The organism is Sphingomonas flavescens (assembly GCF_030866745.1).
In the GTDB taxonomy this organism is placed as follows: domain Bacteria; phylum Pseudomonadota; class Alphaproteobacteria; order Sphingomonadales; family Sphingomonadaceae; genus Sphingomicrobium; species Sphingomicrobium flavescens.
In genome coordinates, this window is the sequence record NZ_CP133016.1 from 715,613 (window position 1) to 737,682 (window position 22,070).

The following is a 22,070-nucleotide window of genomic DNA, read 5'->3' on the forward strand; positions in this document are numbered from 1 at the left end:
GATGTCCAAGGTCTTCATCGATCGCCCGATCTTTGCATGGGTGATCGCCATCATCATCATGCTGATGGGGATCGGCGCGATCGTGCAGCTGCCGGTTGCGCAATATCCCGACGTCGCGCCGACCCAGATCAATATTCGCGCCACCTATCCGGGAGCATCGGCCTCAACGCTGGAAAGCAGCGTCACCCAGATCCTGGAGCAGCAGCTCACCGGCATCGACGGAATGCTCTATTTCTCGTCATCCTCGACGGCGCGCGGGTCCGTGTCGATCAGCGTCGTCCTGCAGAAGGGGATCGATCCCGACATCGCGCAAGTGCAGGTGCAGAACGCGATCCAGGCCGCAATTTCGCGGCTTCCGACGCAAGTGCAGCAACAGGGCGTCCGCGTCACCAAGGGATCGCCCGATCTCCTGATGATCGTCGCCATCAGCGACACGACCGACAAAAGCACCAACGTCGACGTCTCGGACTGGCTGACGACGAATATTCAGGACGAGCTGTCGCGCGTGCCCGGCGTGGGCGACGTCAACGTCTTCGGCTCGTCCTACGCGATGCGCATCTGGCTCGATCCTCAGAAGCTTGCGGGCGTCAACCTGATGCCCAGCGACGTCATTAGCGCGATCCAGAACCAGAATACCGAAGTAGCAGCCGGTGAGATCGGCGGCCTTCCCGCGCCGGAAGGCCAAATGCTGAACGCTACGGTCACCGCCCAATCGCGCTTCCAGACGCCCGAACAGTTTCGCAACATCATCGTGAAGTCCGACCCGACCGGCGCCCGCGTCCTGCTGGGCGACGTCGCCCGAGTTGAGCTTGGCGCCGATAATTATTCGGCAACGATCCGCGCCAACGGGCACCCCGGCGCCGGCATCGGTATCTCGCTCGAGCCCGGCGCCAACGCGCTGCGCACTGCCAATCTGGTCAAGGCGAAGGTCAAGGAAATCGCCCCGCGCATGCCGGCCGGTTACACCTACGCCTTCGCCAACGATTCCACCGATTTCATCAAACTGTCGGTCAAGGAAGTCGTGAAGACGCTGTTCGAGGCGGTCCTCCTCGTTGTGCTCGTGATGTTTGTCTTCCTGCAAAGCTGGCGGGCGACGCTCATCCCATTCATCGCCGTGCCGGTGGTGCTGCTAGGGACGTTCGCGATCCTCTACGCGCTCGGTTTCTCCATCAACACCATGACGTTGTTCGGGCTGGTGCTCGCGACCGGTCTGCTTGTCGACGATGCGATCGTCGTCGTCGAGAACGTCGAACGGTTGATGGAGGAAAATCCGGACATGAGCCCGCGCGACGCGACGGTCGCGTCGATGGAGCAGATCCAGATGGCGCTCGTCGCCATCGCGCTGGTCCTGTCCGCCGTGTTTCTTCCGATGGTCTTTTTTGGCGGTTCGACCGGCGTCATCTATCGGCAGTTCGCGGCGACCATCGTCGCGGCCATGGTGCTGTCCGTGTTCATCGCTTTGACGCTGAGCCCCGCGATCGCCGCCAACCTGCTGAAGCGCAACCACGCGACGGTCGAGGAGACCTGGGTTGGCCGCAAGGCGCCGGGCCTTGCCCATCGGGTCGAGCGCGGCCGCATCTGGTTCAACGACAGCTTCGACCGTTTCCGCGATTGGTTCGTGAACTCCGTCATCCGAGTGGTCGACCGCAAGTGGCTGTTTCTCGCAATCTACGCGGGTGTCGTTGCGATCCTGATGATCATGTTCGTCAGACTGCCGACCGGCTTCCTGCCCACCGAGGACCAGGGCTTCGCCTCGGTGCAGTTCCGGCTTCCCGCCGGCGCGACGATGGAGCGCACCCGGCAGGTTCAGCGGCAGGTCGAGGACTACTTCTTGCGCGGGCCTGAGAAGAAGAACGTCAAGACCTTCTTCACGGTCGCCGGCGGTGGCCAGGGCGCGGCCGGCCAGAACACCGGTCAGGCGTTCCTCAATCTGACCGACTTTGAAAATCGCGGCGGCAAGGACAACACCGCCGACGCCATCGTGCAGCGTGCCTCCGGCGCTTTCCGGGGCCTTCGCGATGCGCAGGTTTTCGCGCTTGTCCCCGGCGCGATCCGCGGCCTCGGCCAGTCGAGCGGCTTCACCATGGAGTTGCTCAATACGGGCGGGCTCTCGCAGGAGCAGTTTGAGGATGCTCGCGATCGCATCCTGGCGATGGCCGAAGGCAATTCGCAGCTTTCGTCCGTCCGTCTGAGCGAACTTCCCGACGTTGCCAGTTTGAAGGTCAACATCGATCAGCAGCGCGTCGCCTCTCTTGGCTTGAGTTCTGGAGACGTGAACACGACGCTTTCGACGGCCTGGGGCGGACGCTACGTGAACGACTTCATCGACCGTGGGCGCGTGAAACGCGTCTACGTGCAGGGTGATGCGCCGTACCGGGCCGATCCGAAGAGCATCGACCAGTGGTTTGTCCGCAGCAACCAGGGCGCCATGGTTCCCTTTTCCTCCTTCGCGCAGACAAGCTGGATGACGACGCCGACCAGTTCCTCGCGCTTTCTCGGCTACCCATCGTTCGAATTGAATGGACAAGGCGCGCCGGGGGTCAGTTCCGGCACCGCGATGGACACGATCGAAAGCATCGCTCGACAGGTCCCGGGCATTGACGTGGCATGGGCCGGCCAGTCCTATCAGGAGAGACTATCGTCCGGTCAGGCGCCGATACTTTATGGCGTTGCGCTAATCGTCGTCTTCTTGTGCCTGGCAGCTCTCTACGAAAGCTGGTCGATCCCGGTTGCCGTGCTGCTTGTCATCCCGCTGGGCCTGGTCGGATCGATCTTCTTCGTCACCCTGCGCGGCCTGCAGAACGACGTCTATCTGCAGGTGGGCCTGATCACGACCATGGGGCTGTCCGCCAAGAACGCCATTCTGATGGTGGAATTCGCCGAACGCGCCGAGCGCGAGGGCGCGCGCGTGATCGACGCGGCCATCGAAGCGGCGAAAATCCGGCTGCGGCCGATTCTGATGACGAGCTTCGCCTTCATTTTCGGCGTCTTGCCGCTGGCGCTCTCGACCGGCCCGGGCGCCAATAGTCGCATCGCCATCGGCACCGCGGTGATTGGCGGCATGCTGACGGCCACGGCGCTGGCGATCTTCTACATTCCGTTCTTTTTCGTGATGGTCCGCCGCGGCGTTCGCGACGGCCTGAAGGCAGTCAGGGAACGGCTTCGCAATCGACGGCAGGCAGAAGCATGAAGCGCGCAATTTCCCTGATCGCTTTGCTGGCAACCTCGTGCGCGACGATGGAGCCGCAATATACGCGACCAGCTCCCGCGGTTCCCTCGTCGTGGCCTGTCGGCGATCCCTATGTCGCGCAGGCGGAAGTCGGTTTGCCGGTGCTTACGTATCAGCAAGTCTTCCAGGATCCTCGCTTACAGACCTTGATCGCACAGGCGTTGGTCAACAACCGCGACCTGATGGTGGCGGCGGCCAACATCGCGGCAGCGCGAGAACAGTACCGCATCCAGCGCGCCAATCAGCTGCCGACCGTCAGTGCCGGCGCGGGTGCAACGGTGCGCGGGACGAAGGACGACACATCCGCAAATTATTCGGCAGACATCAGCGTTCCGAATTTCGAGATCGATCTATTCGGGCGGGTTCGGTCCCTTACCCATGTCCAGCAGCAGCGCTATTTCGCGACCGAGGCTGGAGCACGTGCTACGCGACTTACCCTCGTTGCCAATATCGCCAGCGCGTGGCTGGATCATGCGGCCGACTCCAGCCTGCTGCTCATCGCACAGCAGACGGCGGCAAGCGCGGAAAAGAGCGTCCGGCTGACGCGCGCGCGGTTGGAAGGCGGCGTCGCGCCGCGCACCGACCTTCGACAGGCCGAGCAAATCCTAAGCGGCGCACAGGCCGATCTGGCGCGACAGCGCACGGCGGTGGCTCAAGACATCAACGCGCTTCAGCTGCTCGTGGGCACACCGATCGATCAGCGCCTGCTTTCCGGTTCGATCGATGAGGCGTTCGGTCGGATCACGCCGGTGCCGGCCGGCCTCGATTCCTACGTGCTGCTGCGCCGTCCCGATGTGCTGCAGGCCGAATATGAATTGAAGGCGGCGAACGCCCAGATTGGGGCCGCGCGCGCCGCGTTGTTCCCGCGGATCACGCTGACTGGCTTGCTCGGGTTCGCGAGCACCGCGCTGACCAAATTGTTCACCGGGGGTGCCTTCGCGTGGAGCGCCGGCGCCGATGGAACGTACACCATCTTCCAGTCGGGCGCGGGGCAGGCCAACGTGCGGCTCAGCAAAGCCCAGCGCGATGCCGCTGTCGCCAATTACCAAGGCGTGATCCAAACCGCGTTCCGCGAGGTGTCCGACGCGCTCGCCCGGCGCGGCACGATCAACGACGAAATCGCCGCTCGCGCGCGGCAGCAAGCGGCAACTGCCGACACGTACACCCTTACCGAAGCTCGATACCGCGCCGGCATCGACCCATTCCTGACCGTCCTCGACGCGCAGCGATCCTACTACTCGGCGCAACAAACGAGCGTGCAGGTCAAACTGACCGCGGCACAGAATATCGTAAGCACCTATCAGGCGATCGGCGGCGACGCCTTGTCGCAAGCCACGCCCGTCTGTCAGTCGCTGCCAGGCGAAAGCAGCGCTAGCAGCGCAAAGCTCGCGAGCCAGTGCTCGCCCATGTAATCTCCCGCGATGTGTGGGAGTGCTGTTTCCAGGTGCTGCGTCGCTGTTTCCCGCGCCACCGCCGCGTCGTCAGCCGGTAGCAACGGCGCGATCGATCGCCAGCACCAGGCTCGGCTAAGATTCGTGCCGTCGAGATGCGCAATCTTGCCGTCGCTGCGATCGCTGACGATGGCCGGAGTAAACAAGCTGACAGGTTCGCGATGAGCTGCGCGGGGCAGAAACTCGGCGAACCACGTCGGAAAGCCTGCGGCATCAACCCGCGCCATGCACAGTGCTTCGGTGAGTGCGGATGACAGGAACTCGTCACCGCCGGGCTCCCAAGCCTGGCAATCGCGATCATTGCCATACCATTCATGGGCGCTGCGTCTGATCAAATCGGCTAAACCGGGGTCGAAAGCTTCGGCCCATTCCAGGGATAGCGTCAGCGCAAATGCCGTGTTGAAGTGCGTGCCGACCCGGATCGGATAGGTCATGACCGAGAGATAGTCGCGCCACCTTGCGGCGAAGGCGCGTGCCAGCGGTTCTAAGTCTCCCGCCCAATTACAGTCGTGACGGCTTGCCTCAAGGTGCAGGTAAAGCAACCACGCCCACCCATAAGGCCGCTCGAAACCTCGGCTGGACGGATGGTCGAGATAGGCGCGCTCCACCTCAACTTTCGCGGCGGTAAAGCTGCTTTGTGCAAGCTCATCGATCGCGGCCGCTTCGGGAATGTCAGGAAATAGCCGGCGAACCGTCAGCAGCGTCCACCAACCGTGCACGCAGCTGTGCCAATCAAAGCTGCCGAAAAAGATTGGGTGCAGCGCGCGCGGCGTTTGCGCGTCAGCATCGGACGTCATCACATGATCGAGCTTGTGCGGATATTCGAGCGTGACGTGGCCGAGCGCGATACCCGCCATGCGCGACGCCATTGCGGCATCGAGCGTGATCACAGGTGGAACCCTGCAAGATAAAGGATCACGATATTTGCGATCAGCAGCGGGATTGCAGTTGGGATCTGCGCCTTGATTACACCGTGCTGATTCTTGAGCTCCAGCAGCGCGGCAGGCACTATGTTGAAGTTAGCGGCCATGGGGGTCATCAAGGTTCCGCAAAAGCCGGCCAGCATGCCGACGGCCCCGATCACCGCCGGGTTGCCGCCATCCGTGTGAATGAGGATCGGCACGCCGATCGCCGCGGCCATCACCGGAAACGCGGCGAAGGCGTTGCCCATGATCATGGTGAAGACGACCATGCCCAGCGCGTAGAGCAGCACGCCGAGGAAGATGCTTCCGCTTGGAATGATATTTCCGGCCATGCTCCCGATGGTGGTGCCCACCCCTGCCGCGGCGAAGATGACGCCGAGTGATGCGAGCATTTGCGGAAGGACCATTGCCCAGCCGATCCCGTTGGCAAGACGGCTCCCTTCCTCGACGGCAGCGAGCGCCGGCGGACGAAACCAGATGTAACCGATGATCAAAGCTACGATGACGCCGGCGCCAAGCAGCACCAGTGTCACCGCTTTCGGATCGATGAGATTCAGACCCTTCAACGGCGTGTAGTTGATGAGCAATGTTCCGACGAAGGCCATGAACGGGATGATTAGCGCAGGAAAAAACAGCCAGTTGCCGAAGCGTTTCGAGGACAGTTCACGCTCCGCCGAAGTCGTCATCTCCTTCGATCCGCGCCCGATCAGGTTGAAGCCGGCGATGCCGACAATGAGGAGTACGAGCACGCCATTGCCAATGTTGCCGAAAAAGTCGCCAAACCAGAAACTCGTCGTAAGCAACAACCAGAAGATGGCATTGCCCAAGCGCTTTGGATTGGTTTCGTCACGCAGGCTTCCCGCGGCGAAACCGGCGAACACTGCGCCGGCGACGACATAAAGCCAGTGCAGGTTGATCATGCGCGCGCGCCCAGCTTGCGATCGAGCAGCATCAGTCGAGTGGCGTGAATCAGGAACGCGCAGATGGCGCTGGGAATCGCCCAGACGGATAGCTGGAATGGCGTTAGGTGAATGCCGAAGCTCGCCAGCGATCCCTGGATCAGCAGGATCGAAGCAACGGCAAGAAAGATGTCCTCGCCGAAGAATAAGCCGACGTTGTCGGTTGCAGCAGACATCGCCTTGACGCGTTCGCTTGTGTCTTCATCGAGTGCACCGTGCTGCTTCTCCGCCGCGGCTATTGCCATCGGCGCGATCAACGGACGCACCGTCTGTGGATGCCCCATCACGGTGGTAAGCCCCAGCGCCGACAGGATCTGGCGCAAGCCGAGGTAGATGACGAGCAACCGGCCCGCGGTCGCGCCACGGATAGACACGATCAGGTCGCGCGCCCTCTCCTGCAGCCCGTAGCGCTCAAGCAGACCGACGACGGGCAGGATGATCCAGATCACCGTCACGTAGCGGTTTTCGTTGAAACCGTGTCCGAGCGTCCCCAGCACCTTCAGAAAATCGAGGCCGCCAAGCAACCCAGTGACGATTGCTGACGCCGCTACCACGAGCAATGGATTGAACCGCAGCGCGAAGCCGATGACGACAAGTGCAATGCCGAGCAGCGGCCAATAGTGAATCATTCGCTCTTCCCCCCAAAGCCTCCGCCGCCCGGCGTCTCGATCACGAAACGATCGCCTGGCTGCATCTCGGCATAAGCCGTCGCGCTCAGCATTTCGACCGTGCCATCGGTGCGTTCGACCCAGTTGCGCCCGGCCATCGCGTCGGCGCCACCCTTGATGCCGCGCGGCGGCACGCGGCGCCGGTTGGCCAGAATGTTCGCCCGCATCGGCTCAAGAAAGGTCATTGCGCGGACCACACCGTCGCCACCTCGATGCGCTCCATGCCCGCCGGAGCCGCGGCGGATGGCAAACTGATCGAGCCGCACCGGCAGCCTGGTTTCCAGGATCTCGGGATCGGTCAGGCGGCTATTGGTCATGTGCGTCTGCACGGCGCTGGTGCCGTCGTGATCAGGCCCGGCGCCGGAGCCGCCAGCAATCGTCTCGTAATATTGTGAGCGCTCATTGCCGAACGTGAAATTGTTCATCGTCCCCTGCGAGGGCGCCAGCCGCCCCGTCGCGGCGAACAAGGCATCGGTGACGGCCTGGCTGGTTTCGACGTTGCCCGCGACCACCGCGGCCGGCGAGCGGGGGTTGAGCATCGATCCCGCGGGCACGATCAACTCGATTGGCCGCAAGCAGCCGTCGTTCATTGGAATGGCATCGTCGATCAGCGTGCGCACGACGTACAGCGAGGCGGCGCGAACGATCGAGTATGGCGCGTTGAAATTGTCGGGCAGCTGGGCGCTGGTTCCAGTAAAATCGAAAGTGGCCGAGCGCGCTCCCTTGTCGATACGAATGGCTACGCGGACGTGGGCGCCATTGTCCATCTCATAGTCGAACTCGCCATCGTCCAGCCGGTCGAGCAAGCGCCGCACGGACTCCTCGGCATTAGCCAGCACGTGGCGCATGTATGCCGCAACCACATCGGCGCCGTAATCGCGCGCCGTCTGCTGCAGCACTTCAGCGCCGCGCGTGCACGCCGCCAACTGCGCCTTGAGGTCTGAAATGTTGCGATCCGGATTGCGCGCGGGCCATTCTCCAGCGCTGAGCAGCGCGCGCATTTCGGCTTCGCGGAAGCGCCCCTCATCGACGAGCAGTTCATTGTCGATCAAAACGCCTTCGTCAGTAATGCTGCGGCTGTCTGGCGGCATCGAGCCGGGCGCGATCCCCCCAATGTCGGAATGGTGACCGCGCGCCGCGACGAATGCGGATGGTTGGGCATCACCATCATAGAAGACCGGCACGATCACGGTGATGTCGGGCAAGTGCGTGCCGCCCCGATACGGATCGTTCAGCACATAGGCGTCGCCGCGCCGGATGCCTCTCCCGTCACGCTTTTCGCCGCGCGCCTCGATGATCGTGCGGATGCTCTCTCCCATCGATCCCAAATGAACCGGGATGTGCGGCGCATTGGCGATCAATTCGCCCGAGGCGTTGAAAATCGCGCAGGAGAAATCGAGCCGCTCCTTGATGTTGACGCTGGTCGCCGTCGACTGCAGCGCAACGCCCATTTCCTCGGCGATCGCCATGAACAGATTGTTGAAAATCTCGAGCCGCACAGGATCAACGTCTGTTCCAATGGCCCGTGCTCGCTCCAGCGGTACCGACCGAGTGAGCACCAAAGTCCCGTCGGCGGCGCGTTCCGCGCGCCAACCGGCTTCCACGACGATGGTCGAGGTCGGCTCGAAGATCAGCGCGGGTCCTTCGAAGCGCTCGCCGGCTTCGATCCGCGTCTCGGACTGCGTGAGTTTCGTTCGTCCAAGCGCCTCGACGACCAGTGCATCGACGATGACTTCCGCAGCCGCGTCCCAATACCCGAAACGCTGGCGATGCAGCGCTGCGAACTCCGCGTGCATCTGCGCCGGTCGATGGATCGGCACCTCGATGGTCGTATCGCTACCGGACGTTCGCAGCCTTGCGCGACGATGCAGCTCGATACGCTCACCGTGAAGCCCCTGTTCGATTAGTGTATTCCGCGCTCGTTCTTCGAGGTCGCGCAGCACCGCGGAGAAATCCTCGCCCAGCGGCTTCAGCCAGCTGATCTCGCGGATGGCCTTCACGTCGGCGATACCGATCCCGTAGGCGGAGAGCACGCCCGCGAGCGGATGGATCAGGATACGCTCCATGCCCAGCGCATCGGCCACCGCGCAGGCATGCTGACCGCCCGCGCCACCGAAGCAAGCAAGCGCGTATTTCGAGACGTCATGCCCGCGCGCGACCGAGATTTTGCGTATTGCTGCCGCCATGCTGTCGACGGCGATGTCGAGGAAGCCGCGCGCGATATCGGCGAGGCTTTTCTTGCCGCCAAGCTGGTCGGCGACCTCCTGTAACCGCGCCACGGATGCGGCTTTGTCTAGCTCCTCATCGCCGCCCGGCCCGAACACCGCCGGGAACTGCGCGGGATCGATGCGTCCAAGGAACAGATTACAGTCGGTGACCGTCAACGGTCCTCCGTTGCGATAGCAAGCCGGCCCGGGATTCGCGCCGGCACTCTCCGGCCCCACCCGAAAGCGCATGCCATCGAACCGGCAAATGGATCCGCCACCGGCGGCGACGGTGTGAATCTGCATCATCGGCGCGCGGATGCGCACGCCTGCCACAACGCTCTCGTCGGCCAGCTCGAACTGACCCGCATAGTGCGACACGTCGGTCGAGGTCCCGCCCATGTCGAAGCCAATCAAGCGCGCGTTGCCGTGCGGCTCGCTAGCGGCAACCATCCCGACGACGCCACCCGCCGGACCTGATAGGATTGCGTCCTTTCCGCGGAAGGCGATGGCTTCGGCCAATCCACCGTTCGACTGCATGAAATGCAGGTCTGTGCCATCCGGCAATCCCGCAGCGACGCGATCGACGTAGCGGCGCAGAACAGGCGACAGATAGGCGTCGACCACCGTCGTATCGCCGCGGCCGATCAGCTTGATCAGCGGCGCGACTTCATGGCTCACGGACACTTGTGAGAAGCCCAACTCACGCGCGATCTCGGCGAGCCGCGTCTCGTGCGCCCGATGCCGCCAACCGTGCATCAGCACGATTGCCAAAGCGTCGAACCCACGCTCTCGCAGCGCCCGCAGTGCCGCGCGTGCTGCAACTTCATCGAGCGGAACGATGACGTCGCCATCGACGCCAACGCGCTCCTCGATCTCGACAAGTTCCTCGTACAGCATCGTCGGCAGGACGATGTGCCGCGCGAAGATGTCGGGCCGCGCTTGGTAGCCGATGCGCAGTGCATCTCCGAAGCCGCGTGTGATCGCCAGCGCAACGCGATCGCCTTTGCGTTCGAGTAATGCGTTGGTCGCAACCGTCGTCCCCATCCGGACCTCGGCGACCTCGCCCCCTTCCTCCCCGAGCACGCGCCGGATCGCCTCCAACGCCGCGTCTTCATACTGTCCCTGGTTCTCCGACAGCAGCTTTTCGACGCGCACCCGCCCGTCCGATGCGCGGGCTACAACGTCCGTAAACGTACCGCCCCGATCGATCGCAAAGGTCCACGAAAGATTCACGCGCCCATCCCTAGGGCTTTTCAGCGGCGGGAAGCACCCCCTATGGAACGGCCATGGCTGTCCTGGTTACCGGCGCAGCGGGCTTCATCGGCGCCGCGACATCGCATGTCCTGCTCAATCGCGGCGAAACCGTGATCGGAATCGACAGCGTCAACGATTATTACGACCCGCGTCTGAAGGAAGCGCGCCTGGCGCGATTGCGTGACACCTACGGCGATAGTTTCCGGTTCGAACGCGTCGACTTCGCCGACGCTGAGGCGCTGCGCAGAGTTACGGAAAGCGCGTACTTTGATCGCATCGTTCATCTCGGCGCGCAGGCAGGCGTCCGCTACAGCATCGAAAATCCGTCGGCCTATGTGCAGTCGAACCTCGTCGGCCACTGCAACATGCTCGAAGTCGCGCGCCACAGGCATGTGAAGCACATGGTCTATGCGTCATCCTCGTCCGTCTACGGCGGCAACAAGACCCTGCCCTTTCGCGTCGAAGACAGAGTGGACCATCCGATGTCGCTGTACGCCGCGACGAAGAAGGCCGATGAGCTGATCAGCGAGAGCTATGCTAGTCTGTATCGGCTCCCACTAACAGGATTGCGCTTCTTCACCGTCTACGGCCCGTGGGGTCGACCAGACATGGCCATGTGGATTTTCGTCAAAGCCTTGTTTGCGGGCAATCCAATTCCCCTGTTCAACCGGGGAAAGATGAAGCGCGATTTTACCTATGTCGACGACATCGTCCGCGGCATCGTCGCCTGCCTCGACGGCCCTCCCGCCGACGATGGCGAGGTCAAAGCCGGCGGCAGCACCGCCACACACGCCGTCTACAACATCGGCAACAGCCGCAGCGAGGATTTGATGAAAGTCGTCGCGCTGCTTGAGCAGGAGACCGGGCGCAAAGCCGTGCTCGACCTCAAGCCGATGCAAGCCGGCGACGTCAGTGCAACCTTCGCCGACATCAGCGCGATCGAACGCGACCATGGGTTCGAACCCAGCACCACCATCGATGAGGGCGTTCCGCGCTTCGTCAAATGGTATCGGGAGTATCACCAGCTATGAGCCTTCCGCCGATCCTCCAGAACCTTCGTCTTCCGGTGATCGGCTCACCGCTCTTCATCATCTCCAACCCCAAGCTGGTAGTCGCGCAATGCACCAGCGGCGTCGTCGGCAGCTTCCCCGCCCTCAATGCGCGCCCAGCGTCGCTGCTGGACGAATGGCTGCACGAGATCACCGAGGCGCTCGCCACCTGGAACCGCGATCATCCGGAACGCCCCGCGGCGCCCTACGCCGTCAACCAGATCGTCCACCGTTCGAATGATCGGTTCGAGCATGACGTCGAGGTCTGCGCGAAGTGGAAGGTGCCGATCGTCATCACCTCACTCGGCGCGCGCGTCGAGCTCAACGATGCGGTGCATGGCTGGGGCGGTATTACGCTGCACGACGTCATTGACGATCGCTTTGCGCGCAAAGCCGTCGAGAAGGGCGCGGACGGCGTTATCGCGGTTGCGGCCGGTGCCGGGGGCCATGCCGGACGGTGGTCCCCGTTTGCGCTGGTTCAGGAAATCCGCAGCTGGTTCGACGGTCCGCTGATCCTGTCCGGCTCAATCGCGACCGGCGGCGCGATCCTGGCAGCGCAGGCTGCGGGGGCTGACCTCGCCTATGTCGGCTCGTCCTTCATTGCGACCGAAGAAGCCAACGCGCCCGAAGCCTACAAGCAGGCGATCGTCGACAGCAGCGCCGCGGACATCGTCTATTCGGACCTCTTCACCGGCGTGCACGGTAACTATCTGCGCTCCTCGATCGTCAACGCCGGGCTGGACCCGGACAATCTCGCGGCGGGAAGTCTCGACACGATGAAGTTCGGCTCCGAAGGATCGAACAAATCGAAAGCCTGGCGCGATATCTGGGGATCGGGCCAGGGCATCGGCGCCGTCGATCAGGTGCGCAAGGCTTCAGAACTCGTCGATCTGCTGGCGGAGCAATATGCCGCTGCGCGGGCGCGCATCTGCGCTAGCTGATCGCCGCGAAAGCCTCGCGCCAGCGCGCGGGGAATTCCGCCGGCCGGCGGCTTGCACGATCGACCAGCACGTGGACGAATTCGCCTCGCGCGGCAGCCGTGTCTTCTCCGGAACCGAAGATGCCGATACGGTATCGTACGCTAGAGCGGCCGACGTTGGCGATCGCCAGACCCACCTCAACATCGTGCGGGAATTCGAGCGGCGCGAAATAGGTGCAGCGCGTCTCCACCACGAGCGCGATCGGGTCGCCATGCTGGATGTCCAGCAGCTCTTGTTCGACCAGCCAGGCATTCACCGCACTGTCAAACCATTGATAATAGACAGTGTTATTGACGTGGCCATACGCGTCATTGTCCGCCCAGCGCGTCGTAAATTTACGCCAAACCCTGAAGTCAGATCTCGCCGCCGGCTGCTCGCGGCTCACCACGCCGCCTCATAGAGACGCTGGGCATCCGCCTCGCTGATCTCGCACGGATTATTCACCAGCAGTCGCGTCTGTTTCATCGCCTCGCGCGCCAGCGTCGGCGCTTCCTCGAACGCCAGGCCATGATCGCGCAGGCGCAACTCAAGCCCGCTGCGCTTGGCCAAGTCATCCAACCGCTCGATCAGCAGGGCAGCGCGTGCCTGACTCCCCTGCTCCGCACAGTCGGGCTCAATAATCTCCGCCAGCTCGGCATATTGATCCCGCGCTGCCTCCAGATTGTGCGCAAGGACGTGACGCAACATGAGCGCATTCGAAAGGCCGTGCGGCAAATGGTGAAGGCCTCCCAGCGGATAGGCCAAGGCGTGGACGCCGGCGACCGGCGCATTGGCGAAAGCGAGCCCGGCGAGATGAGCTCCAAGCAGCATCGCCGACCTCGCCTCGACGTCACCTGGTGTGTCGATCGCGGTGATGAGGTTGTTGGTAAGTAGCCGAAGCGCCTCTCGCGCTAACGCATCGGACAAAGGGTTCTTGAGCCGCGCGGAGGTGTACGCCTCAACGGCATGCACGATGGCGTCGATCCCCGTTGCAGCCGTCACATGCGTGGGCAGGCCAAGCGTGAGAGTGGCGTCGAGTACCGCCCAATCGGCAATCAGGGGCGCGGAGTTGACCGCAAGCTTCGTTCCACCCTCGCAGGTAATGACCGAGATCGGCGTCGCTTCAGACCCCGTCCCGGCGGTGGTCGGCACCAGCGCCAGCGGCAGCCGTTGACCCTGTGCGATCCCGACGCCCCATATGTCGTCCAGGACGTCACCCGACCCGAGCAGGTAAGCTGCGAGCTTGGCCACATCCATCGGGCTGCCGCCGCCGAGACCAACGACGCTTGCAGCACCGGCAGCTCGGCCGGCTTCTGTCGCAGCTAACAGCGTTTGCTTGCTTGGATCCGCCTCCACGGCGTCGAAAACGACGACGTCTCGCGTTGCGCCGATTGCCTCCCGATAGGCGTCGGTGAGGCCCAGGCGAACGAGATCGCGGTCCGTCACCAGCAGGCATGGACCTGGTGGCAGCTTCTCTGCGAGTGACCCAGCCCTGTCGGGGCCGGCCAGCAATCGCGGTCCGGGATTAAACGTAAAGGGTCTCATGACCCCGGGGATGTTAGTGGCTCAGGCCGCCGAGTCCACGTTCGAGCCGACCCATCAGCGCGCGCGCCGGACTCTGCGGAACATCGGCTTCGACCACTCCGTCGTCCAGCCGCTTCACCCGCGCATAGAGGTCGATGCTCGAATTGATCAGTTTGCGCGCCGAGGGCGGCAACGCGTTCACCACGACAGGATCGCTGTCCTGCGCTTGCCCCAATTTGCGCTCGGGGCGACGTCCCTCGCCCTGGATGATTTCGCCGGATTCGATCGCCCGCTGGGTAAGCAGCCAGGCCACGATATGCATGATCCGGGTTGTGACTTTCAGCGATTCGCAGGCAAATCCGACCCTCGCGAACGGCTCGAGCGTCGCCCGCTCGTCGCGGCCGGCGTCGTCGAAGTATGCCCGCGCCTCGTCGGCGAGCAGCATCGCTTCCGTATAGAGCGAGTCGATGAGGCGCGACGTGATGCGCACCTCAGGCTCCGGCATGTCCGATTCGTCCATCGTCATCACAGTGCCACTCTTCTTGCCGTGCGAAAACGTCCGAACTGCGCTCCGGTTGAAACGCTGCCGGCCCTGTCTCTGGCCGGGACGGTCTAAGCGATAATGTCTGGCACGCTGCTGTCGACGATCAGTTGGATCTGGTCCTTGATCATCAGCTTGCGGCGCTTGAGCCGCGCCAGCTCCAGTTGATCTCCTGTGGGTTCCGACGACAACATTTGAATACGCTCGTCCAGCGAGCGGTGCTCCGCCTTAAGGGAGTCTAGGATGCCGACCGGGTTGATGTCGCTCATAAGCGGTCAGATACCTCGTTGGAGATGCCGAAGCTTTAACGGCAGGCCGTCGCGAACTGCCGTTGAAGCGTGACAAGCCCCAAGACAAGGGTCGCGTTTCGTGGTTTATTACGCGACGGTGACAAGCTGAACCGAAAGGAACCGCACCAATGGACAAGGCAATGGCCGAGGAACTCGAGTCGAAGCATGCCGCTCTTCATGCCCTGATCGAGCAGGAAGAGCACCGAACTCACCCGGACGAAGACCTTCTCCACCGCCTCAAAAAAGAGAAACTGAAGCTAAAGGATGAAATGGCCGGCCACCTCATGCACTGAGGCGGCCTTTTTTGTGCGCGGCGGCCGCGGCTGCCGCGCCCCAGACCAGTTTAGGCCAAGCGTGTTTACACCTCGCGCTGCGCGGCTCCTCGACGCCAAGGCAAACGGCCTTCGATCTCCGTTTCCAGGCTGAAGCTCAGGAACGTGCGGATCACCACGATGCCGGCCAAAACTGCCACGCTGCCCAACGTCGGCTGCACCGCGACGGTGTTGATGATGTCAGCGGCAACGAGAAACTCCAAGCCTAGTAGAATCGCTCGCCCGAGGCTTGATCGCAGATTGCTGACGGCTTGGTCGCGATCATAACCGCTGGCAAATCGATAGAGGAACAGCAGCAGCGTACCGAAGGCGCCGACGGCAATAATGGCTACTCCCGTGAGTTCGACGACACGGGTAACGCCATGCGCCGTGCTGACCGCAATCTCTTCCAACATCAGAACTGCCTGCAAAGAGAGGAAACGGCGGCAGCCAGTGACGCGTTCCACCAACGACATTCAAGACGCCGGATTGAACAGCCTGCTGGCACGAGCAGGAAGATTAAGCGTTCATTGGTAATGGCTGAGGGCGAGAGACGCACCAAAGAGCATGGGAAGAAGGCGTTATCGGAAGACCGAACGATCCTCGCGGGAGAGCGAACCTTCGCTAGTTGGACAAGGACGAGCTTGGGCTGCATCGCCGTCGGTGTCGGGTTTCACGCTCTCTTCTCGATGATGCAGCCGGCGTGGGCGCCGCGAGCAATCGCCACCCTCTTTTTGGCGTTGGCGGTCAGCATCGTCTGGCTCGCGGCGCGCCGAGCCACGAGCGTAGCCCATCGACTTGATGCGCACGTCGTCGCCAACGCCCGGCCGATGAATTTTACCTTCGTGTCCGTAGCGATAACATTTGCCGCGACTGCGCTCGCGGTCGCGGTCTGGCTGCTACCCGTCGCATGAATTGGCTCCAGCTCTCGCCGCAAGCGATCACGATATTGGTTCTCGTTGCGGTCGTCGCGGCGATGATCTGGGACAAGGTCAGGTCAGACATTGTCGCGCTCGCCGGCGCGGCAGTTTTGATGATGTCTGGGGTCGTCCGCCCGATCGAGGTTCAGAGCGCGTTTGCCAGCCCGGCGATCCTGACGCTCGCGTCGTTATTCGTCATTGCCTACTCGATGGAACAAGCCGGTCTGCTCGACGCGGCGATCAACGGTTTGGTCAGGCTGTGTCGCCGCATTGGGCGCGCAGGCTTGTGGATCGTGATCGGCATTTCGGGCGCGGCATCCGCATTCCTCAACAATACGCCGATCGTGGTCCTGGCGGCGCCGGTGATCCGCGACACCGCCCATTCGCTGAAACTATCCCCAAAGGGATATTTGATGCCCCTGTCGTATGCCGCCGTCCTTGGGGGCTGCTGCACGTTGATCGGAACGTCGACGAACCTGCTCGTGAACGATATGGCCAAGGTGGCGGGCCAGCCCAAGTTCGGCATTTTTGAGATTACCCCGGTGGGCCTCGTGGTCGCGATTGCTGGCGGGTTGTATCTCTTGCTTTTTAGCAGCCGCTTAATCCGCGAGACGAGCGAGGAGCCGCAGCACGAGTCCGCTGGACTACCGGAGCATGCCGGGCTCACCGCCGGCCAGGTCGGCTCGGTCAAGGCATTCGCTCCTGTTCGCAGTTTCAAAGCGGTACGTGCCGTCGTCTCGCTCGGTGTCTTTCTCGCCGTCATCGCGCTCGCTGCCTACAATGTCGCGCCAATTGCGGCCGCCGCGTTTGCGGGTGCCGTGCTGCTGGTCCTGCTGCGCGTAATCACCGCGGACGATGCCTATGGCGGACTTCAGGCCGACGTTTTGATGCTCATCGCGGGGATGCTCGTCCTCGGCATCGCGCTGCGCGTTTCGGGCGTCGCGGAATCGGCCACCGATATGCTGATCCACGCCATGGACGGGCTGAGTCCGCTTCTCGCCCTGATCATCATTTACGGCGTCACGTTGTTCGCGACGGAGCTTCTGTCGAACGCCACGGTGGCGGTGCTGTTCACACCGATCGCCGTATCGCTTGGCGAAGCCTTGCACGTCAGTCCGCGACCTTTTCTGGTCGCCGTCATGATCGCCGGCAGCGCGGCCTTTGCAACACCGTTCGGCTATCAGACGAACGTGCTCGTCTATCGCCTGGGAGGATATAACTACCTGGACTTCGTCAGGGTCGGCCTGCCGCTCAACATCATCACCTGGATCGCCGGCGTTGTGGCGATCCAGATGTTCTTCCCGTTCTGATTCATCACGCTGATCAGCTAGAACGTCATCTGGCTTCGGGCACGGCGCGTCCCCGGAGCCGCACTGACCAAATTAAGCTTTAATCGTCGCGGGAGACGCGCTCCACGCGCTCGTGGCGTTCCTGCGCTTCGAGCGTCATGGTGGCGATCGGGCGCGCTTCGAGGCGGCCGAGCGAAATCGGTTCGCCCGTCACTTCGCAATAGCCATATTCACCCTCGTACAGACGACGGATCGCCGAATCGATCTTGGCGATCAGCTTGCGCTGACGGTCGCGTGTGCGGAGCTCCAGGCCCCAGTCGGTCTCGCTCGAGGCGCGATCGGCAAGATCCGGTTCGCGGAAGCTGTCGACCTGGAGCTGTGCCATCGTGGCGCGTGACTCCTCGACGATATCTTCCTTCCACGCTTTGAGCTTGCGTAGGAAGTAAGCGCGGTGACGCCCGCACATGAAATCTTCTTCGTCCGAAGGGCGATAACCCTCGGCCAGAATGATGCGATCAAATGGTTCGAAGTCTTCGTTGCCGTAAAGGTCGACTAACGCAGTAGCCATGACAGTCCCTCCCCGCACAAGCCCGTGACTTCGTGAAGTCTCGAGCGCCCCATACGCTGCCACCTGCTGCAGCCGGGCCACCGGTGCAGCCGGAGGCAAAATAGAACTGTCTTTCCCGGGACTTATCCGGAAACGGCAGTCCTTCCCCAAGGCCGCCTATACTTACGCGCCGGACCGTTAACAAGAACTGACGAAGGCCAAGTGAACAAATCGACAAGCTGTTGCGAATATGGCGCATTTTTCGATTTCGGCCTTCGCAGTTGCAGCATCCCCGCAGGTTCCGCATAGCGCCCCACATGCGCATCCTGATCACCAACGACGACGGCGTAAACGCCCGGGGCATCAAGCTGCTGGAGACGATTGCGCGCAAGTTCAGCGACGATGTGTGGATCGTCGCGCCGACCGAGGAGCAATCGGGCGCCGGCCACTCGCTGACGCTGACGACCCCGGTGCGATTGCGCCGGTTTGATGAGCGGCGCTTCGCCGTGACCGGCACGCCGACCGACGCCGTCATGATGGCGCTTGCCCATGTCATGAAGGATTCGCCTCCAGACGTAATCCTTTCCGGCATCAATCGAGGCGCCAACCTGGCCGAGGACGTAACCTATTCGGGGACGGTTTCGGCGGCGATGGAAGGAGCCCTCGCCGGCGTCCGCTCGATCGCGCTCAGCCAGGCGTATTCCCGCGAGGGCATGGGCGACACCGTGCCCTTCGCGGCCGCCGAAGCGTGGGCGGAGCGCGTTCTCGGCCCGCTGCTCGAGTTTGGGACCGAGCCGCGGACGCTGATCAACGTCAACTTTCCCGCCCTGCCGCCCGGCGACGTCCGGGGTGTCCGCGTCTGCCGTCAGGGTATTCGCGATTACGGCCGGCTGCGAATCGTCGAGCGGACCGATCCGCGCGGCTACGACTATTTCTGGTTCGGGCTTGGGCCGATGGTCGAAACGCCGGGGCATTCGACCGATCTCGAAGCGGTGGCCGACGGCTTTGTGGCGGTTACGCCATTACATCTGGACCTTACGCACGACCCGTCGCTCGTCGCGCTGAGCCAGCGTTTCGCCTGATCTAGCGGCCGCGCTCGCCGCGCTGCGCGGGCGGATTGGCCGGCGGGTTGGTAGATTGCGCCAGCCAGGTCGATGTTGCGTTGCATGAGCTGGTTACGGTGACCGGCTGGCCCGCCTGGAACGGTGCGTTGTACGGGAAGAAACCACCGGGAATGGCTAGAGGCCCGGACGACGCCAAAGGCTGCTCCGCTTTTGCCAAAGTGTTGAATTCGGCCGCCAGAGACGCCGCACGCGAGCGGCTTTTGGGCGCCTGGCGGTATCCGACGATTCCAGCCAACGCCAGCAAAGTCTCGTGGGCGACGAGATTGCGCGGAAAGACAAACGTTCGGCTGCTGCGCACCGGCCCTTCGAGCCGCGCGAACAAGGCCATCTCTGCCGCCGCCAGCGTATCATCCATGTCGGTCCACGGCACATGCGTGACGCCGTGAAGCGCGATCTCGTGCGGGGTTTTGACGTGCGTGACCGCCTGCACCAGCTGTGCGCCATGCCAGCCCGACCCGTTCGCCGAGTCGATGTCGGCAAGCGCCGGGCGCAGAAAACCCGGCGCCTGCGCGGCGAAAGCCTCCACCTCCGGCCGCAACACGTTGAATTGCGCCGCGCTCTGCGAAAACAGGCCAGCGAAGGCAAAGGTCGCCGGCACGTTGTGCTGATCCAGCAGGCCCAGAATTTGCCCGTACGCGGCGGCCAGCGGATCGTCGGCCAGCCGCTCACGATGCACGGCCGTCAACCGGTCGGCCACGCCCCATTTGCCCTCGCAATCCAGGCTCAGGATGAATTTCGCGGGCATTAGTTGGTGTCCGAACCGAGCAGACTGAGCGTCCAGGGCGCGGCCACGATCTCGCCCGCCTTCGCGTCGAGCGGGCGGGCCCCGAAATTGATCTCGATCGGGCGAAACCTCGCCGGAAACGGCAGGAACCCTGCCCTCCGGTAGCTGCGATAAGCCGGCGCATGCGCCGGACACCATGCCAGTGCCGCGCCCGCGCCAGCTGCGGCGGCCGCCGCCAGTTCGCTGCGCAGCATTCTTGTCAGCGATTCTCCGTCCGAAGGCCTGGCGAGCGCGTCCATGACATAGCAGAGCCGGGCGCCATGCTTGTCCGCGATGCGCGTGGCAACGAGCGCGTCAAGCCGCGAGCCTTGCCGTGCACCGACGACACGATAGTCCGTCCCCGGCTTGTCGAACAGCCGCCAACGAAGCCACGCCGCCGAGCGATCGACCGATGTGCCTGACGACGACGCGAAATCCCCCCATAACTCGTCAAAGCCTTGGAGATCCGCCGGGCCGAGAGTGTCGAAAGTCTCGCTCGGCCGTCCGACCATCGGCACATCCAGTCGACCGAATGCCTTGTGCATCCGGCCCAGGACAAACCCGCTGCGCAAGGGTCGGATCAACATCGGGACCGGCCCGAAATTACGCCAGCCGAGGCGGCCGTACCAACCCGGTGCTGCGTTGGCGTTCGGCAATCCCCAAAGGACCGATCCGCCCAGCCGCTCCGCAACCTGTGCCAAGGCACCCAACTTCACAAAAAGTCCATGCCCACGGTAAGCTTCGTCCACCATCGTATCGATGGCTTGGTACCCAAGAGCTGCCTTGCCTCCAGACCGCAGCCTCGTTGGCACCAGCGCGATCATCCCGACCACCTCGCCGCCATCCATCGCGACGGCGAATTTCGCCGCGCCGTGCGGGTTCGCGGCAAAGCGCCAGTCGAGCAGCGCGGGCGCCTTGTCGGGATCGCCGGCGAACAGACGCGCGTAAGCCCGCCGCACGTCGTCACCGAAGCTGACAAGCGACAGCTTAACCGAGGAACTCAACACCGCTCACTTTGGCAGATGGTTTCCCGGTCAGGGCTGGCCGGCCGCTGCGAAACGCACGTCCAGCGCGCTTTCCTCAGGCAGCATGACGCGGAACTTCTTGTTCGCGAAGTCGATCGACACGCGCTTGAATGCGCGGATCGCGTTCATGCCCAGAAGCAACGCCGGCCGATCATTCAGCTTCAACTGCTTGAAGGTATGCGCATCGGCGAACACGATGGCGAGGTTGGTCAGGTTCAGTCCCCCGATTTCCAGCTTCCGGACGATCATATATTCACCGATGATCTTCTGCCCGGTCACCGATTCCAGCTCAACCTCGTGCGCAACGTCGACCAGGTTGTTCCGCAGCAGCTTCGCGCGCAGGGCCTGGTTGCCGATGCTGACCTGCGACCCGGTATCGACCACCACCGTCAGCGGCTGCGAATTTGCATAGGCGTCGGTGACGATCAGGCGGCCGTTCTTCCTTCGGGCCTCGATGACGATGGTGTCCGGCCCCCGAACGAACTCGGGCGTTGTCGAAGGCACGATCGACATGGTCTGCTTTTCGAAATCGAACTGCACGCGCTGCGATCGAAGCAGGTCCACGCCGACAATGCCGTCGGCACCCATATTGGCACCGCTCAGCACCGCGGCATCTACCGACCGCTCTGGACGGCGCGTCAGATGAACATCGCTGATCCGCGCCGTCTTCACTTCGCTGATCCCGGAAAGACTATGGAGTTGCGTTCCGCCTTCTGTTCGCAGGTTGAGCTTGCTGACGAGATCGGTCGATACAGCGGACCGGTCTGCACCCGTGTCGACCAGGAACTGATAAGGTCCCGCCCCCGATAGACGGACTGGAACCGTCATCCGGCTGTCGCGGGACTTGAACCGGATGTCTTCGGTCTGGGTCGTTTTGTCGATGACCGGCACGCCTGCCACGGAATCGAGTGTCGTCGTTGTGGTTTGCGCCGACAGCGGGGCAGACATTCCTGCCGCCATCGCCAAGACCCATCGCCGCTTCTGCATGCCCCTTCTCCGTCGCCATCAGTCTACGCCTGGCGGCGTCGATCGGCAAA

Annotated in this window: 21 protein-coding genes; 8 read left to right on the plus strand and 13 right to left on the minus strand. The window is 63.0% G+C overall.

The window, feature by feature from the left end; all coding sequences use genetic code 11:
- Nucleotide 1 precedes the first annotated feature (1 nt).
- Entirely contained in the window at nucleotides 2–3,190 is a 3,189-nt protein-coding gene (locus tag QU596_RS03685; RefSeq protein WP_308517243.1) for a multidrug efflux RND transporter permease subunit, read from the plus strand.
- A complete protein-coding gene (locus tag QU596_RS03690) occupies nucleotides 3,187–4,641 on the plus strand; it encodes an efflux transporter outer membrane subunit (protein WP_308517244.1) in 1,455 nt (484 codons plus the stop codon). The genes QU596_RS03685 and QU596_RS03690 overlap by 4 nt, the downstream gene beginning before the upstream one ends.
- Here the strand turns inward: QU596_RS03690 and QU596_RS03695 are convergent.
- The 4 genes from QU596_RS03695 to QU596_RS03710 are packed head-to-tail and all read right to left on the minus strand — an operon-like array spanning nucleotide 4,575 to nucleotide 10,670.
- Complete coding sequence (locus QU596_RS03695) at nucleotides 4,575–5,570, minus strand: DUF2891 domain-containing protein (protein WP_420030940.1); 996 nt, start codon at nucleotides 5,568–5,570, stop codon at nucleotides 4,575–4,577. The two genes, QU596_RS03690 and QU596_RS03695, sit on opposite strands and share 67 nt — an antisense overlap.
- A complete protein-coding gene (locus tag QU596_RS03700) occupies nucleotides 5,567–6,523 on the minus strand; it encodes a DUF979 domain-containing protein (RefSeq protein ID WP_308517245.1) in 957 nt (318 codons plus the stop codon). Before QU596_RS03700 ends, QU596_RS03695 begins: the two co-directional genes overlap by 4 nt.
- Nucleotides 6,520–7,191, minus strand: coding sequence for a DUF969 domain-containing protein (locus tag QU596_RS03705; RefSeq protein WP_308517246.1), 672 nt, complete (start codon nucleotides 7,189–7,191; stop codon nucleotides 6,520–6,522). The genes QU596_RS03700 and QU596_RS03705 overlap by 4 nt, the downstream gene beginning before the upstream one ends.
- Entirely contained in the window at nucleotides 7,188–10,670 is a 3,483-nt protein-coding gene (locus tag QU596_RS03710) for a hydantoinase B/oxoprolinase family protein (protein ID WP_308517247.1), read from the minus strand. Before QU596_RS03710 ends, QU596_RS03705 begins: the two co-directional genes overlap by 4 nt.
- Nucleotides 10,671–10,723: 53 nt before the next feature.
- On the opposite strand from QU596_RS03710, the gene QU596_RS03715 reads away from it, so the two are divergent.
- A complete protein-coding gene (locus tag QU596_RS03715; RefSeq protein ID WP_308517248.1) occupies nucleotides 10,724–11,722 on the plus strand; it encodes an NAD-dependent epimerase/dehydratase family protein in 999 nt (332 codons plus the stop codon).
- A complete protein-coding gene (locus QU596_RS03720; RefSeq protein ID WP_308517249.1) occupies nucleotides 11,719–12,681 on the plus strand; it encodes an NAD(P)H-dependent flavin oxidoreductase in 963 nt (320 codons plus the stop codon). The genes QU596_RS03715 and QU596_RS03720 overlap by 4 nt, the downstream gene beginning before the upstream one ends.
- Here QU596_RS03720 and QU596_RS03725 read toward each other — a convergent pair.
- From QU596_RS03725 to QU596_RS03740, 4 genes are all read right to left on the minus strand, one after another.
- Nucleotides 12,674–13,105, minus strand: coding sequence for an acyl-CoA thioesterase (locus tag QU596_RS03725; protein WP_308517250.1), 432 nt, complete (start codon nucleotides 13,103–13,105; stop codon nucleotides 12,674–12,676). The genes QU596_RS03720 and QU596_RS03725 overlap by 8 nt on opposite strands.
- Complete coding sequence (locus QU596_RS03730; RefSeq protein WP_308517252.1) at nucleotides 13,102–14,244, minus strand: iron-containing alcohol dehydrogenase; 1,143 nt, start codon at nucleotides 14,242–14,244, stop codon at nucleotides 13,102–13,104. The genes QU596_RS03725 and QU596_RS03730 overlap by 4 nt, the downstream gene beginning before the upstream one ends.
- A gap of 13 nt (nucleotides 14,245–14,257) precedes the next feature.
- Nucleotides 14,258–14,743, minus strand: coding sequence for a DUF1465 family protein (locus QU596_RS03735; protein ID WP_308517253.1), 486 nt, complete (start codon nucleotides 14,741–14,743; stop codon nucleotides 14,258–14,260).
- 92 nt (nucleotides 14,744–14,835) lie between these two features.
- On the minus strand, nucleotides 14,836–15,033 hold the full coding sequence (locus QU596_RS03740; protein ID WP_308517254.1) for a YdcH family protein: 198 nt from the start codon (nucleotides 15,031–15,033) through the stop codon (nucleotides 14,836–14,838).
- Between the two features lie 149 nt (nucleotides 15,034–15,182).
- Between QU596_RS03740 and QU596_RS03745 the strand changes: the two genes are divergently transcribed.
- Nucleotides 15,183–15,347: a DUF465 domain-containing protein gene (locus tag QU596_RS03745; protein WP_308517255.1), complete on the plus strand. Its 165-nt coding sequence runs from the start codon at nucleotides 15,183–15,185 to the stop codon at nucleotides 15,345–15,347.
- A gap of 65 nt (nucleotides 15,348–15,412) precedes the next feature.
- On the opposite strand, the gene QU596_RS03750 is transcribed toward QU596_RS03745, so the two are convergent.
- Nucleotides 15,413–15,841 (minus strand): DUF1622 domain-containing protein, encoded by a 429-nt coding sequence (locus QU596_RS03750; RefSeq protein ID WP_308517256.1) that lies wholly within the window; start codon nucleotides 15,839–15,841, stop codon nucleotides 15,413–15,415.
- 60 nt (nucleotides 15,842–15,901) lie between these two features.
- Between QU596_RS03750 and QU596_RS03755 the strand changes: the two genes are divergently transcribed.
- Entirely contained in the window at nucleotides 15,902–16,279 is a 378-nt protein-coding gene (locus QU596_RS03755) for a YidH family protein (RefSeq protein ID WP_308517257.1), read from the plus strand.
- Nucleotides 16,276–17,595, plus strand: a complete 1,320-nt coding sequence (locus tag QU596_RS03760; protein WP_308517258.1) for an SLC13 family permease — start codon at nucleotides 16,276–16,278, stop codon at nucleotides 17,593–17,595. Before QU596_RS03755 ends, QU596_RS03760 begins: the two co-directional genes overlap by 4 nt.
- A 79-nt stretch (nucleotides 17,596–17,674) precedes the next feature.
- On the opposite strand, the gene dksA is transcribed toward QU596_RS03760, so the two are convergent.
- Nucleotides 17,675–18,040: an RNA polymerase-binding protein DksA gene (dksA, locus tag QU596_RS03765; RefSeq protein ID WP_308517939.1), complete on the minus strand. Its 366-nt coding sequence runs from the start codon at nucleotides 18,038–18,040 to the stop codon at nucleotides 17,675–17,677.
- 398 nt (nucleotides 18,041–18,438) lie between these two features.
- Here dksA and surE point away from each other — a divergent pair, with 398 nt between their 5' ends.
- Nucleotides 18,439–19,203, plus strand: coding sequence for a 5'/3'-nucleotidase SurE (gene surE / locus QU596_RS03770; RefSeq protein ID WP_308517259.1), 765 nt, complete (start codon nucleotides 18,439–18,441; stop codon nucleotides 19,201–19,203).
- Nucleotide 19,204: 1 nt separating this feature from the next.
- Here surE and QU596_RS03775 read toward each other — a convergent pair whose 3' ends face one another.
- Genes QU596_RS03775 through QU596_RS03785 form a run of 3 tightly spaced genes read right to left on the minus strand, consistent with a single transcriptional unit; the run spans nucleotide 19,205 to nucleotide 22,020 of the window.
- Nucleotides 19,205–19,990: a polysaccharide deacetylase family protein gene (locus tag QU596_RS03775; RefSeq protein WP_308517260.1), complete on the minus strand. Its 786-nt coding sequence runs from the start codon at nucleotides 19,988–19,990 to the stop codon at nucleotides 19,205–19,207.
- Complete coding sequence (locus tag QU596_RS03780; RefSeq protein ID WP_308517262.1) at nucleotides 19,990–21,012, minus strand: GNAT family N-acetyltransferase; 1,023 nt, start codon at nucleotides 21,010–21,012, stop codon at nucleotides 19,990–19,992. Before QU596_RS03780 ends, QU596_RS03775 begins: the two co-directional genes overlap by 1 nt.
- 30 nt (nucleotides 21,013–21,042) lie before the next feature.
- Nucleotides 21,043–22,020 carry an aspartyl protease family protein gene (locus QU596_RS03785; protein ID WP_308517263.1) on the minus strand — a complete coding sequence of 326 codons (978 nt, stop codon included), beginning with the start codon at nucleotides 22,018–22,020 and terminating at the stop codon, nucleotides 21,043–21,045.
- Between the last annotated feature and the right edge of the window lie 50 nt (nucleotides 22,021–22,070).

What these genes read in the sequence shown, in the direction of transcription:
- QU596_RS03685 (WP_308517243.1), top strand. Translation starts at nt 2, where the DNA reads ATGTCCAAGGTCTTCATCGATCGCCCGATCTTTGCATGGGTGATCGCC.
- QU596_RS03690 (WP_308517244.1), top strand. Translation starts at nt 3,187, where the DNA reads ATGAAGCGCGCAATTTCCCTGATCGCTTTGCTGGCAACCTCGTGCGCG.
- QU596_RS03700 (WP_308517245.1), bottom strand. Translation starts at nt 6,523, where the DNA reads ATGATCAACCTGCACTGGCTTTATGTCGTCGCCGGCGCAGTGTTCGCC.
- QU596_RS03705 (WP_308517246.1), bottom strand. Translation starts at nt 7,191, where the DNA reads ATGATTCACTATTGGCCGCTGCTCGGCATTGCACTTGTCGTCATCGGC.
- QU596_RS03715 (WP_308517248.1), top strand. Translation starts at nt 10,724, where the DNA reads ATGGCTGTCCTGGTTACCGGCGCAGCGGGCTTCATCGGCGCCGCGACA.
- QU596_RS03720 (WP_308517249.1), top strand. Translation starts at nt 11,719, where the DNA reads ATGAGCCTTCCGCCGATCCTCCAGAACCTTCGTCTTCCGGTGATCGGC.
- QU596_RS03730 (WP_308517252.1), bottom strand. Translation starts at nt 14,244, where the DNA reads ATGAGACCCTTTACGTTTAATCCCGGACCGCGATTGCTGGCCGGCCCC.
- QU596_RS03735 (WP_308517253.1), bottom strand. Translation starts at nt 14,743, where the DNA reads ATGGACGAATCGGACATGCCGGAGCCTGAGGTGCGCATCACGTCGCGC.
- QU596_RS03740 (WP_308517254.1), bottom strand. Translation starts at nt 15,033, where the DNA reads ATGAGCGACATCAACCCGGTCGGCATCCTAGACTCCCTTAAGGCGGAG.
- QU596_RS03745 (WP_308517255.1), top strand. Translation starts at nt 15,183, where the DNA reads ATGGACAAGGCAATGGCCGAGGAACTCGAGTCGAAGCATGCCGCTCTT.
- QU596_RS03750 (WP_308517256.1), bottom strand. Translation starts at nt 15,841, where the DNA reads ATGTCGTTGGTGGAACGCGTCACTGGCTGCCGCCGTTTCCTCTCTTTG.
- QU596_RS03755 (WP_308517257.1), top strand. Translation starts at nt 15,902, where the DNA reads ATGGCTGAGGGCGAGAGACGCACCAAAGAGCATGGGAAGAAGGCGTTA.
- QU596_RS03760 (WP_308517258.1), top strand. Translation starts at nt 16,276, where the DNA reads ATGAATTGGCTCCAGCTCTCGCCGCAAGCGATCACGATATTGGTTCTC.
- dksA (WP_308517939.1), bottom strand. Translation starts at nt 18,040, where the DNA reads ATGTGCGGGCGTCACCGCGCTTACTTCCTACGCAAGCTCAAAGCGTGG.
- surE (WP_308517259.1), top strand. Translation starts at nt 18,439, where the DNA reads ATGCGCATCCTGATCACCAACGACGACGGCGTAAACGCCCGGGGCATC.
- QU596_RS03775 (WP_308517260.1), bottom strand. Translation starts at nt 19,990, where the DNA reads ATGCCCGCGAAATTCATCCTGAGCCTGGATTGCGAGGGCAAATGGGGC.
- QU596_RS03785 (WP_308517263.1), bottom strand. Translation starts at nt 22,020, where the DNA reads ATGCAGAAGCGGCGATGGGTCTTGGCGATGGCGGCAGGAATGTCTGCC.